This window comes from Nocardia niigatensis NBRC 100131 (genome assembly GCF_000308655.1).
Taxonomy (GTDB): Bacteria; Actinomycetota; Actinomycetes; order Mycobacteriales; family Mycobacteriaceae; genus Nocardia; species Nocardia niigatensis.
On record NZ_BAGC01000035.1, the window covers coordinates 185018 to 199005 of the forward strand.

Here is a 13988-nt window from a genome sequence, read left to right on the forward strand (position 1 = left end):
CCATGAGCGACCTGGTCACCCGCGCCCAGATCACGCTGCTGTCGCGGACACTGCACGTCCCCGAGGACAAGCTCGCCCATCTCGAGAAGCTCGGCGCCGCCAACCTGCACGAACTGCAGGAACGCATGGCGAAGGTGATGTTCGCCGAGCACAATGCGACCTTCTCGCGTTTGTCGCTGCTGGTGCCCGTCATTCCGCTGAGCATTTCGCTGCCGCTGGTGCAGCGGATGGTGCCGCCGGTGATGGCCGGGCGCGCCGCCGGGGCGATCGGGGTGGATCATCCCAAGAAGGCCGCCGAGGCGGTCGGCATGCTCGATCCCGGCTACGCGGCCGAGGCCGCGCCCTATATGGATCCGCACAGCGTCGGGCAGCTGGCCGATATCGCGCCGCCCGGGCCGGTCATGCGGATCATCAACGAGCTGCTGCGGCGTGGGGACTACATCACCGCGGGACCGTTCCTGGCGTATGCGACACCGACTCTGGTGCGCGCTGTCGAGCAGGACGTCCATGACGACGAGGGCCTGATCCGGTCGGCGTCGTACTCGTTCTCGGGTGAGAACATCAGCGTCATCATCCGGCATCTGCTCACCGGCGAGGGGCGGCGAGTACCGAAGCTGGCGCGCACCATCGTGCAGGGCTCCAAGGAGTTGCGGCTGGCCGCGCTGTCGGTGTTCGCGCGCTGCGACACCGATGTGGTCGTGGCGATCGGGGACATCCTCTTCGATGTGGGGTCCGCGGACGAGATCGCCGATCTGATCGAGACCTTCCTCGCCGCGGGCGCGATTCCGGAGACGCTGCGGTTCGCGGGCCAGCTGAGCCCCGCGGCCCTGGATCTGCTGGCGGCCAATCCGATTCTGGCCGACGCGGAGTCCGTCGACGCCATCGCGGGTGCGGTCGACGGCAGCGCCGAGGCCGCGGTCTGGCGGGGGCTGCTGGAACTGGCCGAGCGGACCGAGCCGGGCGTCTCGCGCCGTATCGGCGGGGTCATCTCGCGGTTCGATACCGCGACACTGACCGGGCTGGCGGCACTGGCGGCGACCGCGCATCTGTGGCCGCCGCTGCTGAAGGTGCTGGCCACCGCCGAGCCCGACGCGCAGTCGCGGATCGGGGAGCTGTGGTCGCCGCTGCCGGCGTTGGAGCGCAACGAGATCGAACAGCGCATCGCCGACCTCGGGCTGAACGAGCAGTTGGCGACACTGACCGCAACATTGCAGCTCACGCAATAACGTGGAAAACCCGCCGAACATGCCGAGGCAGGCGTCGTCCCGGTGTCCGTGCCGATTTGCGGCGGTGATCGCAATTGGTGAAGACCTTCGCTCGAATTGATCGTTTCCGCAGGTCCGGTCTGCGGCTGTAGTGGAGGGCACCAGTTTCCACTGGAGGAAGCCGACACCGAGCCGGGCGGACCCGCCCTCGGGAGAACACCATGCCCAGACTTTCCGAACTCAGCGCGACCGCGGTCGGCGCGACGATTCTGATGACCTCGGTCGTTGTCGTCGCGGCTGCCGCCCCACTGTGGGACTACTTCTTCCACACGCGGGATGCCCCGCTCGCGGGCGGCGCCGGGGTGATAGCGGCGGCGACCTTCTTCGGGGTCTGGCTGATACAGCGCAAGCACGCACAGGGGCGAGCGAACCGGAACTCGATGCGTGATGCCATCGCCGCCGGATTCGTCGTGACCTATCTGGTGCTCGTCGCCTGGACGGCTTTCCTGACTCTCGTCGGCAGTAGAGGCGGGAACGCCATGGATCCGCTGACCGCGAACTTCACCGTGCTCACCGGCGTTGTCGTCGGCGGGTACTTCACCGCGGATGCGGCCAAGCAGATCGCCCAGATCAAGGCGGGGGCCGGCGACACGCCAACCGACGACAAGACCGAAGTCCATCCCGCCGGACACGTGCGCAGCGCCTGATGGACCGCGGTCCGGCCCTGCGGCGCTAGCGGCGTCCGGCTGCGCGCCTGCCCGCGACGCGGCCGAAGGCGAGAGCGTCGGCGATGTGGAATCCGCCGTCCTTGCACCAGGAGTAGGTGGAGCTGACATTGCCCGCGGCGTAGAGGCCGGGGATGACCGCGCCGAAAGGATCGAGCACTTCGGCGTTCTCGTTGCGGCGGGGGCCGCCGTTGCTCCAGGCCAGGATGGGGGCCGCGGTGAAAGCGTAGTAGGGCGGCTCGGACAGGGGTGCGAGAGTCTGTGCGGGGCGGCCGAACTGGTCGTCCTTGCCGGCCTCGCAGGCGGCGTTGTAGCGGTCGATGGTCTGCTGCAGGACCTCCGGGTTCACGTGCAGGATGCCGGCGAGTTCGGTCAGGGTGCCGGCGCGGTGGATCCAGCCCTTGCCGATCTCGGCGCTGTTGTCGGCGCTCCAGTCGTAGCCTTCGATCAGGCTGGCCCAGCCGACGGCCAGGCGCTCGCGGCCGGGCACGATCGGGCCTGCGCGGCGGGCGGATTCGTCGAAGACGACGTGCATGGGGGTGGTCGGGAACAGCTGGTAGCTGCCGTTGATGCGGGCGTGGCCGTGACCGAGAGCCACCCGCTCGTTGCAGTAGCGGCGGCCGTCGAGGCCGAGGTAGACGAAGCTGTTGGTGTTGGGGAAGGCGGTGTAGAACCCGGCTTCGTAACCGGGAGCACGCAATCCGGGCAGGGTCATCATGTTGGACATGTGCCACAGGTCGGCGCCGGCCTTGACCGCCATGCGCAGGCCGTCGCCGGTGGCGGCGGGGGTGCCCCAGACCACCGGGTCGGTCAGGCGCAGGTGGTCGCGCACCATCTCCTGGTTCGCCTCGAAGCCGCCGGTGGCCAGCACGACGCCACGTGCGGCGCGGATGCGCAGGGTGGTCCCGTCCGGTGCGGAGGCCAGGACGCCGAGCACCGTGCCGTCGCCGGTGATCAATTCGCGCGCGGGCGTCTGCAATCGGATCTCGATGCCGCGGGCGCGGACCGCGTCGGACAGGGCCGCCCACAGCAGGCCGTCACCCATGCGGCCCTCGACGCCGACCCAGCCGCGCATGACATCGCTGCCCTCGAGGTCGGGGTACTCCGGCGGCGCGGGCACCGCCAGACCGATCGGGATGCCGAGGCTTTCCATCCACTCGCTGTTGCGGGCGGTCTCCCGCGCCCACGTCTGCACCACCGGTTCCGGGATCGGCCGTCCGGCGCTGAGGCTGCGCAGGTAGACCGCGGCCCGGTCGGGATCCTGGTTGTCGAACCACACCGCACCCGAGACCCGGGTGCTGCCGCCGGCCCGCCCGCTGGATTCCTTGTCCAGCACCAGCACTCGCGCCCCGGCGTCGTGGGCGGCGACGGCGGCCGCGCAACCCGCCCCGCCGAATCCCACGACCACCACATCGGCCTCGGCATCCCACGCCACACCCGAGTCGACCACGACCGCACCGTCCTTCCATCTCGTCCACCGCGAACGGTCCCAGTCTCTCGCGCCGACCGAAAACGCCTGTCTCACTCAGCGGACCGACGGGATGGGTCACACGGGACGGCCGAACCAGGTGGTCAGGGCGGGCTCGAGGCCGTGCGGCCCGGCGGAGGTCCAGGCGACGATGCCGTCGGGCCGGATGAGCAGCGACAGCGGCTCGCGCGGCTGAGCGGGCTTGGCGGTGACGATCCGGACGCGGTCCGCCCACGGCGCGAGCTGGGCGCGCAGGGCGGGCGCGTCGGTCGGATCGAGCAGGACGCCGCGGCCGTCGGCGAAATGATCGGACACGTGGGTGCCGTCGGACAGCTCGAAATCGGGTGTGGCCGCACCGACCAGCGGGTCATCGCTGCCCAGGTCGTAGCGGTGCAGCACGCCGGAGAGCTTCTTCACGACCTGGGTGGCGGCTCCCGGGGTGTCGAGCAGTTCGGTGGTGACCGCTCGCAGGGCGCGGCTGCGCGGATCGGTGCGCATGAGCGCGATCTGCGCCCGCGTCCAGTCCAGCACCCAGGCGCCGATCGGGTGGCGTTCGCGAGTGTAGGTGTCCAGCAATGCTTCCAGGGACTGACCGCGGATCACCGCGGCCAGCTTCCAGCCCAGGTTGACCGCGTCGCCGACACCTAGATTCAAGCCCTGCCCGCCGAAGGGGGAGTGCACGTGGGCGGCATCGCCGGCCAGCAGGACCCGGCCCTTGCGATAGTCGGGTACCTGGCGGGTGTGGTCGGTGAAGCGGGTCGCCGAGATGACCTTGGAGATCGCCACTTTCACGCCGGTGACCCGTTCGAAGGCGGCCTCGAGCTCCCGGGCGGTGATCGGGGCGGTGCGATCGGCGGGCGGGCCGTCGAGTTCCACGGTCAGGATACGGCCGGGCATCGGACCGTTGACGAAGATGCCGGTGGGGGTGGTGTGCCAGCCCGGGGGCACCGCTTCCGCGCCGGTCATCTCGACCAGTGCCTGCCTGCCGGTGATCTCGGGGTCCAGGCCGGGGAAGTCGAATCCGCCGAGCTTGCGCACGGTGCTGCGGCCTCCGTCGCAGCCGACCAGCCACCCGGCGCGCACGGTGTGCCCGCCGCAGTCGATGGTGACGGCGACGCCGTCGTCGTCGAATCCGGTCACCTCGACCCCGCGGCGCACCGGCACCCCGAGCTCGGCGGCGCGGCGGGCCAGCAGGGCCTCGATGCTCTGCTGGTCGAGGAAGCGGTACGCGGCCGCCGGGCCCAGATCGGCGAAGGCCGGATCCTCGTCGTCGACCCGGTCGGCGCACAGCATGATTCCGGCGAAGTGCGCGCCGGCCGGCTTGCGCGGCGGCGCGGCGGGAACCGCTGTGCCGGCGAAGATCTTGCCCATACCGGCCATCGCCGCCTCGTGGGCGGCACGCAGCTGCGGCACCAGGCCGCGCCGGCCCATCGCCTGGGCGGTGGGCACGTTGATCGCGCCCGCTTTGATCGTCAGATCGGGTTCGGCGAGCCGTTCGACCACGAGCACGTCCACACCGGCCAGCCGCAGTTCGCAGGCCAGCATCAGGCCGACCGGCCCGGCCCCGGCCACCACCACATCTCGCGTCTCGTTCATGAGAATCACTGTGGCGGTGGCCGATTACCGGGCGCTTGCGTCGGCTTGCGCACCGCTTGCGCGGTCAGTTCCAGCCGCGCTGATCCTGTTTCAGGGCGGTGTCGATGGCCAGACCGGAGGCCACCACCATCGACAGCAGCGGCTGGGGCAACTGGCGGTGGATCTGCACGACATAGTTGTCGGCGGTGGTGAACATGGTCTTGAGCAGGCCCTCCCACGTCTTGGTGATGCGGGCCACCTCCTGGCCGGTGTGGTCGTGGATGGCGAAGTTCCAGGCCCGCCAGTTCTCCGCGCGGATCCCGCCGATCTGCTGGCCGTTGACCACGAAGGCGAAGTTGATCTTGCCGATCATGTTCTCCTGGATGATCTCACCGATCGGCGCGCCATTGCCGTGCTCGAGCAGGAACTTCGACTTGAAGACCTTGGCGGGACGGGTGATTCGCATGAGGCACTGGCTGTGCGCGTCGCGGATCTCCAGCTTGTGGGTCATGAACTGGTCGTAGCTGGACAGGAACCGCACGGCCTTCTTCAGCGCGCTCTGCCCGACCTCGGCGACCGCGCCGATCTGGCGGCCGTGTTGATCGAAGACGCTGTACTCGTTGACCATTTCGATCAACTTGACCTTCTGGTTCACCACCAGCACCGGCTCGGTGAAGACGGTGCCGCCGCCGGCCTGCGCGGGGGCGATCCCGGCCTGCTGCTGCACCTGACGCTGGATGTCGGCCGGATTGGCGGGGCTGCCGACCTCGAGCTCCCAGGGGCCGGCCTCACTGCGCGGGCCGAAGTGCTGCTGCCCGTAGGGCTGCCCCTGCTGCGGGTGCTGACCGTAGGGCTGTTGGCCGTAGGCCTGCTGGGGCTGCTGCGGTGCGAACTGCTGCTGAACCTGGTGCGGCTGCGACTGCTGGGCGTAGGGCTGGCCACCGGTCCGCGGCTGCTGGGCGTACTGCTGCTGATTCGGTTGTTGAGCGTAGTGCTGCTGGTTCGGTTGCTGGGCGGATGGCGCCGGTTGCTGCTGGGGCTGAGTGTGATTCGTCCACTGTCCGCCGTCCCACCAGCGGAGCACAGGAGAACCGGGACGCTCGGGGTACCACCCCGCGGGTTGACTCATGGCCGCATCCTAACGGTGTACAGGGACTCTGTACTTTTTGTTCTTTTTGCCCGGTGGTCACCTCTATGATGGGCGGTCGACATCGGGTGGCCGAGTCCGGGCCACTCGAGGAGACGGGGTAAGCATGTCCGCCACAGTCGAATTCGCGGTTAACCACGCGTGCACGGTGCGGCCGGTCTTATGACCGAGCTGGTGACGCGAGCCCAGCTCGTCCTGCTGGCCCGGACGCTGCACGTGCCGGTGGAACGGCTCGCCCACCTCGAACGGCTCGGCCCGCATCGACTGCACGAGCTGCAGCAGCGCGTGGCCGCCCACCTCTTCGACCAGCACGGACCGGTCTTCGAGCGCATCGCCCGGCTGGTCCCCATCATCCCGTTGAGCATCTCGCTGCCCATCGTGCAGAAACTGGTGCCGCCCACCATGACCGGACGCGCGGCCGGCGCCGTCGGCGTGAAATATCCGGCCAAGGCGATCGAGGCGCTGCTGCGGCTCGATGTCGGCTACGCCGCGGACTGCGCGCCGTTCCTGGACCCGCGCACCGTCGGCCAGCTCGCCGACGACGCGCCACCCGCACCGGTGGTGGCCATCGTCAACGAGCTGCTCACCCGGCGCGACTACATCACCGCCGGGCCGTTCCTGGCCTATGCGACACCGGAATTGATCCGGGCTGTCGAGGAGGGGGTGCCCGACGACGAGGGGCTCATCCACTCGGCCGCCTTCGCGTATTCGGGCGAGTCGGTCAGCGCGGTGATGCGCCAGCTGCTGGCGGGCAGCAGTCAGCGGGTGCCGCGCATGCTGGGCACGGTCATCAACGGCTCCAAGGAGTTACGGCTCGCGGCGCTGTCGGTGTTCGCGCGGTGCACGCCCGATGTGATCGCGGCGGTCGGAGACATCCTGTTCGACGTGGCCCCGCCCTCGGCGGTGGCCGATCTGATCGCGACCTACATCGCGGCCGGCGCGACCGAGGACATGCTGCGCTTCGTCGGACGCCTGAGCCCCAACGCCCTGACGCGGCTGGCCCTGAACCCGGTGCTGTCGGAGATCGCCGAGGATCTGGTCGACGCCGTCGACGGCAGCAGTGACCTGTCGGTGTGGCGCGGGGTCCTCGAACCGCTGGCACGCACTCCCGCCGGGGTGCGCCGGCAGGCGGGCGGGCATCTGGCCGAACTCGACACCGCCACGCTCGTCATGTTGCCCGCCGTGGCCCAGGCGGCCCGCCTGTGGCCGCCGCTGCTGTGGGTGCTGGCCGCCACCGATGTCGACGTGCAGGCCCGCGTCGGTGAGCTGTGGGCCACCGCCACCCGCGTCGACCTCGAGGTCCTCGAACGCCGCATCGCCGACCAGCGCCTGGATCCGCTGCTGGCAACCCTCACCAACACCATCCGCTTCCTGCGCTGAACGCCGCCCGGCGGGCACGGGAACCCTTGCGCGACGGATGATTCCAACCCCGCGCCCGTGACCGACCTGCGGTGGGCGGGGCAGGTGCGGGCGGCGGTGGGCGACGGCGGGCCGGGGAGGTGGTAGGAAAGTGACGTGTCCGAAACCGCCGAAACCCACACCTCTCGCGCCGTGTCGGAGGTGGTGGACCTGGTCAGCACGCTGATCCGGTTCGACACCTCCAATACCGGCGAACTGGAAACCACCAAGGGCGAGCGCGAATGCGCGCAGTGGGTCGCCGAACAACTCGAGCAAGCCGGGTACACCACCGAATACGTCGAATCCGGCGCGCCGGGACGCGGCAATGTGTTCGCGCGGTTGCGGGGCGCGGACTCCTCGCGCGGGGCGCTGATGATCCACGGGCATCTGGACGTGGTGCCCGCCGAGGCCGCCGACTGGAGCGTGCACCCGTTCTCGGGCGCGGTGCGCGACGGCTACGTGTGGGGTCGCGGCGCGATCGACATGAAGGACATGTGCGGCATGATGCTGGCCGTCGCACGCCAGTTCAAGATCGAGGGCACGGTGCCGCCGCGCGACATCGTGTGGGCCTTCGTCGCCGATGAGGAGAACGGCGGGCGCTGGGGCTGCCAGTGGCTCGTCGAGAACCGGCCCGACCTGTTCGAGGGCGTCACCGAGGCGGTCGGGGAGGTCGGCGGCTTCTCGCTGACCGTGCCGCGGCCCGACGGCAGCGAGCGACGGCTGTATCTGGTCGAGACCGCCGAGAAGGGACTGGGCTGGATGCGGTTGCGCGCCAAGGCCCGCGCCGGGCACGGCTCGTTCCTGCACGAGGACAACGCGGTGACGATCCTGTCGCAGGCGGTGGCGCGGCTGGGTACCCACACCTTTCCGCTGGTGGTCTCCGATTCGGTCGCGGAGTTCCTGGCCGCGGTGGCCGAGGAGTCGGGGCTCCAATTCGATCCCGCCGCACCGGATATCGAGGGCCAGCTCGCCAAACTGGGCACCATCTCCCGCATCATCGGCGCGACCCTGCGCGACACCGCCAACCCGACCATGCTGCGGGCCGGCTACAAGGCCAATGTGATTCCGCAGACCGCCGAGGCCGTCGTCGACTGCCGGGTGGTGCCGGGGCGGCAGGCCGAATTCGAGCGCGAGGTCGACGCTTTGATCGGCCCGGATGTGGAGCGGGAGTGGATCACCAAGCTCGACTCCTACGAGACCACCTTCGACGGGCATCTCGTCGACGCCATGAACGACGCCATCCTCGCGCATGATCCCAACGGGCGCACCGTGCCCTACATGCTCTCCGGCGGCACCGACGCGAAAGCCTTCGCCAAGTTGGGGATTCGCTGCTTCGGCTTCGCGCCGCTGCGGCTGCCGCCCGAACTGGACTTCTCCGCTCTGTTCCACGGGGTCGACGAGCGGGTTCCGGTGGAATCGCTCGAATTCGGCGCCCGCGTGCTGGAACACTTCCTGTTGCACAGCTGACGAACCGAAAGGACTACTCGTGCCCGACTACTCCTACAATCCCTACGCGCCGCTGCCGCAGCTGCCCGAGTTCACCCTGACCTCCACCGATATCAGCGACGGCAAGCCCCTGCACCTGGATCAGGTCAGTGCGCTGGGCGGCGCGGGTGGACGGGACATCTCGCCGCAGCTGAGCTGGTCGGGCTTCCCGGCCGAGACCAAGAGCTTCGCCATCACCATGTTCGACCCCGACGCCCCGACCGTCTCGGGCTTCTGGCACTGGGTCGTCGCCAACGTGCCCGTCACCACCACCAGTTTCGCGTCCGGGCAGGGCAGCAAGGGCGGCTCGCTACCCGCCGGCGCCATTCACCTGCGCAATGACGCGGGCCTGCACGAGTACACCGGCGCGTTCCCGCCCGCCGGGCACGGCGCCCACCGTTACTTCGTCGTCGTGCACGCCGTGGGTGTGGAGCGGCTCGAGGTCGACGAGAACGCCTCGCCCGCCTACCTGGGCTTCAACCTGTTCATGAACGCCATCGGGCGCGCCACCATCATCGGCACACACGAGCAGAAATAGGCGCCTGCGCCGAAAATCACTGTGGCCTCGAGCGACTCGCTCGGGGCCACAGTCGTTTCGACGTGCACTGTCGTACGACATCGCCGTGGTTGTCCGAATCGGTTGCGGCGCAGCGGTCTTTCCGAGTCAGTCGCGGGACGAGAGGGCGGCCAGGCCCCGCAGGCCCGCGGCCAGGTCCTCGGCGGTCGGGGCATGGTGGGGGTCGATCAGGAATTGGACCAGCAGGCCGCCGATGAGGGTTTGCAGGACCGCGCCGACGGCGGGGTCGTCCTCGCCGAGGTCGTGGGAGAGGCCGGCCCGGGCTTGTTCCTGGGCGGCACCGATTTCGGCGCGCAGGGCGGGGGAGTGCAGGGCCTGGGCCATGGATTCGACATTGGCGACCCAGAGGGCTCGGTCGCTCGTGAACGAGTCGATCAGCTTGTGCCAGAAAGTGTTCAGGCGCGCGGCGGGGTCGGCGGACTCGTCGCCGGGCAGGGCATCGAGCATGCGGGTGACCGCGGCGGCGGTCGACTCCAGCATGGCCTGGTTCATCAGTGTGTCGCGGGTGCCGAAGTGGTAGTTGATGGCGGCCAGATTCGCGCCGGAGGCGGCCACGATGTCGCGCACGGTGGTGCGGGCGTAGCCGCGTTCGGCCAGGCACTGCTTGGCCGCGGCGAGCAGGTCTTCTCGGGTTCCCACGGCAGTAGAGCCTAGCATCGGGTCAAACAGTCGTTTGCAACAAATGCTTAAAACAAATGTTTTGCACGTATGTATGAAACGCGTGTATGGTCGAGTTCGGCACGATCCATCACACGGAAGTACGAGCCCAGACATGACTCAGCAGCGACTGTTGTCCCCCTTCGAAACCAGCTACTTCGCCACCGACACGCGTCTCGGCAGCGTGCCGATCGGCGGGATGCCACTGTTCATCGGCAGCACCGTGCGCGGGGCCGTCGACACCGTCGTGCTCCGGCAGGTGCTGCGCGAGCTCGCGGCCGGGCATGTGCTGCTGCGCAGCCGGGTCGTCACCGTCGACGCGGTGTCACGGTTCCAGGTCGACGAGGGTTTTACGCCGCCGTTGGAGGTACGAGACGGGCAGGTCGACGACTACTGGGAGCTGGTCAACACCCGCCCGGACTGGAGTGCGGGGTTGTTCCGGGCGGTGCTGCTGCGTGGGAGCGTCGAGAGCCGGATCGTGCTGGTCATCCATCACGGGATCAGCGATGGGCGTTCGGCTTTCGCTCTGCTGGACGAGATGTGGCGGCGCTACAGCGCCCATGTCGCGGGAACGGCACTGCCGCTGGAGGAATCGGATCGGGAGCTGCACGCCGGGGTCGACGAGCTGCTGGCGCGGGTGACGATCGAGGCCGAGGTGGACGGGTTCCTGACGCAGGTGGGGGAGATGGCGGCGGACTTCGGGCCCGAGACCGCGCCGCACACGCTGCCGCACGACGGCGACGGGACCGGGGATCCGGGTGGGCGGCTGGCGTTGCGGCGTATCGAATTGCCGCCCCGACAGACCGCCGAGCTGGTGGATGTGGCGCGCGGGCAGGGGATCTCGGTCAACAGTCTGCTGGCCGGTGCGGCGCTGGCGGCGGTGCGCGCGCAGATCGCGGGGGACGGGCCGATGCCGTTGATGTGCGGGCACGCCGCTGATCTGCGGCCGGAACTGTCGCCGCGAGTGCCGGTTTCGACGATGCTCAATTGCGCCTCCGGGGCGGGGACCCCGGCGGTGGTGGATCGGGATTCTGATCCGCGGGCGTTGGGTGCGGTGGTCGACGCGGCCATGCGGCAGATGCTGGACATACGGTTCCCGGCGCTGTTCATGCGGGCCTCGCAGCGGGCGCTGGCGCCGGAGGTGGCGGCGATGTTGTCGGGTGCGCCTGCGATCGCGCTGTCGAATATGGGCCGGCTGCCCGCACATCCGATGCCGGCGGGCCTGACGTTCGTGCGGGACGAGGTGTTCGCGATGGCGGCGGGCATGCCGCCGAAGATGACCATCTTCACTGTCGGGGATCGGCTGACGATCCAGGTCGAGTACGACACCGCCGAGCACAGCCACAGCCAGATGGGGCGGGTCGCCGAGGGGATGAGCGATCAGCTCACGCGAGTGGTTCGGGCGGCGGCGCTGCGCGGCTGAGCCCCCGCACAGCGAGAGACGACTGTGGGCCCGGATGATCCGGGCCCACAGTCGTCTCGGTGTCGCGCTGCCCGGCGTATGGTGAGCACGCCTGGGCGGCGGGCTATTTCATGTCGACCACGCCGTCGGGGGCCGGGGTCAGGTACAGCGAGGCGATCTCGGTGGCGTACTTGGCCGCGATCGGGTTGCGCTTGAGCTTGAGGGTCGGGGTGAGTTCGTCACCGCCGGGCTCCCAGCCCAGATCCAGGATGGTGAACCGCTTGATCTGCTCCACGCGTGAGAGCTTGGCATTGGCCTCGGCGACCGCGGCCTTGATCTCGGCGACGATCTCCGGGTGCGCCGCCAGGGTCTTCAGCTCGGCGTCCGGGGTGCCCAGCGCCTTGGCCCGCACCACCGCGGTGTCGGGGTCGAGCACGATGAGCGCGGAGATGAACGGCTTGGCGTCGCCGATCGCCACCACCTGACCGACCAGCGAGGAGACCGCCTTGACGGTGTTCTCGATATTGGTGGGAGACAGGTTCTTACCCGCCTCGTTGATGATCAGTTCCTTCTTGCGGTCCACGATGCTGACGTAGCCGTCGCCGTCGATGGTGGCGACGTCGCCGGTGTGCAGCCAGCCGTCGCCGTCGATGGCCTCGGCGGTCTTGTCGGGCATCTTGCGATAGCCGTGGGTGACGATGCCGCCGCGGATGAGCAACTCCCCGTCCTCGCCCAGGCGAATCTCCACTCCGCGCAACGGAACACCGACGGTGCCCGGCTTCGGCTTGGCCAGCGGCGTGTAGGTGCCGACGCCGGAGGTCTCCGACATGCCCCACACCTCGGTCACCGTGAAGCCCAGGCCCAGCAGGTATTCCAGGGTCTCCGGCGGGATCGCGGCCGCACCGGAGGCGGCGACCCGCAACTCGTCGAAGCCCAGGGCAAGGCGCAGCTTCGACAGCACCAGCGCATCGGCCAGCTTGTGCTGCACATCCAGCAGCGGGCCACGTCCGGTGCCGGCCAGATCCGCGCGGGCGGCCTGCGCGCCGACGCCGAGCGCCCAGTTGGCGAGCGCCTTCTTCACCGGGCTGGCCTCGGTGGCGAGCTTGGCGTCGATACCGGCCTTGATCTTCTGCCACACGCGCGGCACACCGAAGAACGCGGTCGGGCGGGCATCGGGCAGGGCGGCGGCGATCTCCCGCGGATCCGGCACGCAGGTCATCTGGACGCCGGTGAACAGGTTGGCGCAGTGACCCGAAATACGGTCGGCCACATGGGCGGCGGGCAGGTAGGACACCGAGCGGTCGTCGAGGCCGACGGTCAGCGGGCCCTCGACCAGACCCACGATCTGGGCCACCACATTGGCGTGGGTGAGCTCGACACCCTTCGACGGGCCGGTGGTGCCCGAGGTGTAGATCAGCGTCGCGATGTCCTGCGGCTGCACCGCCTGCCAGGCGGCGTCGAAGTCGAAGTCCGCCTTCGGGGCGGCCTCCACCTCGGCCAGCGTCAGCGTGCCCGCCGCCGAACCCTCCACCAGCACAATGTGTTCCAGCTCGACGCCCGCGCCGCGCACCACGTCCAGGAATGCGGGCTCGGTGATCACGACCTTGTTCTCGGCATTGGTGAACAGATGCGCGATCTGCTCCGGAGAACTGGTGTTGTAGATCGAGAACGGTGTCGCGCCCACGTGCAACGCCGCCGTATCGACCAGATTGAACTCCGGCCGGTTGGTCAGCATGATCCCCACGGTGTCCCCGCGCCCCACCCCCAACCCGGCCAACCCCGCCGCGATCGAGCGCACCCGCTCCCCGTACTCACGCCACGTGATCTGCTGCGTCCCCCCGACCGTCCGCAACGCCACCTGCCCCGGCCGCAACGTCAACGTCTCCTGAAACGCCTGCGGAATCGTGTGAACGGTCTTCCCAGATGCGTGCGCATAACCGATATCAGTCGTCATAACCCTTTTCCCGATTGCCTCTCGCTTCGCCGTCCACGCGCGCACCCATCTGCGCGAACCCCGACGTCCGAGAGAACGACCAACCCGATCACGCGATGGCCACGCGCCTGCTGTGGCGCGGCTCACTCATCGTAACCAGATCTTCACCGATGTGTCGCGTGCTACACCGGCCACGCCGGTGGCCGGAATGATCAATCGGGGCGATCGGAGAAGCCGGCTCGGACGGCTGGACCGGGCACCTGGCTCCGATTCGACTCGCGACAGCAATGATCGCCGGCATCGGCCGGGCCATCGCCGCGCCGGTACACCCTGCCGCAACCTCCGGACGACGCGGAACCGCCACCACCACGATCTGAGCCCGGGGTATGCGTTCCGGATCATCGGACGCGGGGAGC

Annotated in this window: 11 protein-coding genes; 6 read left to right on the plus strand and 5 right to left on the minus strand. The window is 69.2% G+C overall.

From position 1 onward, the window contains the following. Window positions 1–2 precede the first annotated feature (2 nt). Both ON33_RS10415 and ON33_RS10420 read left to right on the plus strand, forming a co-directional pair. On the plus strand, window positions 3–1226 hold the full coding sequence (locus tag ON33_RS10415) for a hypothetical protein (protein WP_051151872.1): 1224 nt from the start codon (window positions 3–5) through the stop codon (window positions 1224–1226). A 200-nt stretch (window positions 1227–1426) separates the two neighbouring features. Then, a complete protein-coding gene (locus ON33_RS10420; protein ID WP_040857803.1) occupies window positions 1427–1912 on the plus strand; it encodes a hypothetical protein in 486 nt (161 codons plus the stop codon). Between the two features lie 25 nt (window positions 1913–1937). On the opposite strand, the gene ON33_RS10425 is transcribed toward ON33_RS10420, so the two are convergent. The 3 genes from ON33_RS10425 to ON33_RS10435 form a co-directional block, all read right to left on the minus strand. Next, window positions 1938–3380 (minus strand): FAD-dependent oxidoreductase, encoded by a 1443-nt coding sequence (locus tag ON33_RS10425; RefSeq protein ID WP_245550463.1) that lies wholly within the window; start codon window positions 3378–3380, stop codon window positions 1938–1940. A gap of 96 nt (window positions 3381–3476) precedes the next feature. After that, entirely contained in the window at window positions 3477–4994 is a 1518-nt protein-coding gene (locus tag ON33_RS10430; protein ID WP_085996718.1) for an FAD-dependent monooxygenase, read from the minus strand. A 64-nt stretch (window positions 4995–5058) separates the two neighbouring features. After that, window positions 5059–6102, minus strand: coding sequence for an LURP-one-related family protein (locus ON33_RS10435; RefSeq protein ID WP_040857805.1), 1044 nt, complete (start codon window positions 6100–6102; stop codon window positions 5059–5061). Between the two features lie 180 nt (window positions 6103–6282). On the opposite strand from ON33_RS10435, the gene ON33_RS10440 reads away from it, so the two are divergent. The 3 genes from ON33_RS10440 to ON33_RS10450 all read left to right on the plus strand — a co-directional run bounded on the left by ON33_RS10440 (window position 6283) and on the right by ON33_RS10450 (window position 9541). Next, a complete protein-coding gene (locus ON33_RS10440; RefSeq protein WP_051151873.1) occupies window positions 6283–7500 on the plus strand; it encodes a hypothetical protein in 1218 nt (405 codons plus the stop codon). A 135-nt stretch (window positions 7501–7635) separates the two neighbouring features. Next, window positions 7636–8985: a M20/M25/M40 family metallo-hydrolase gene (locus tag ON33_RS10445; RefSeq protein WP_083868811.1), complete on the plus strand. Its 1350-nt coding sequence runs from the start codon at window positions 7636–7638 to the stop codon at window positions 8983–8985. 19 nt (window positions 8986–9004) lie between these two features. Then, window positions 9005–9541: a YbhB/YbcL family Raf kinase inhibitor-like protein gene (locus ON33_RS10450; protein WP_040857809.1), complete on the plus strand. Its 537-nt coding sequence runs from the start codon at window positions 9005–9007 to the stop codon at window positions 9539–9541. A gap of 126 nt (window positions 9542–9667) precedes the next feature. Here ON33_RS10450 and ON33_RS10455 read toward each other — a convergent pair whose 3' ends face one another. Continuing rightward, window positions 9668–10219 carry a TetR/AcrR family transcriptional regulator gene (locus ON33_RS10455; protein WP_040857811.1) on the minus strand — a complete coding sequence of 184 codons (552 nt, stop codon included), beginning with the start codon at window positions 10217–10219 and terminating at the stop codon, window positions 9668–9670. A 133-nt stretch (window positions 10220–10352) separates the two neighbouring features. Between ON33_RS10455 and ON33_RS10460 the strand changes: the two genes are divergently transcribed. Next, complete coding sequence (locus ON33_RS10460) at window positions 10353–11660, plus strand: phthiocerol/phthiodiolone dimycocerosyl transferase family protein (RefSeq protein WP_040857813.1); 1308 nt, start codon at window positions 10353–10355, stop codon at window positions 11658–11660. Window positions 11661–11763: 103 nt separating this feature from the next. Here the strand turns inward: ON33_RS10460 and ON33_RS10465 are convergent, their stop codons facing one another. Beyond that, the gene (locus ON33_RS10465) at window positions 11764–13593 is read right to left on the minus strand and encodes an AMP-dependent synthetase/ligase (protein WP_040857815.1); all 1830 of its coding nucleotides are present in this window, start codon (window positions 13591–13593) and stop codon (window positions 11764–11766) included. Window positions 13594–13988 lie beyond the last annotated feature (395 nt).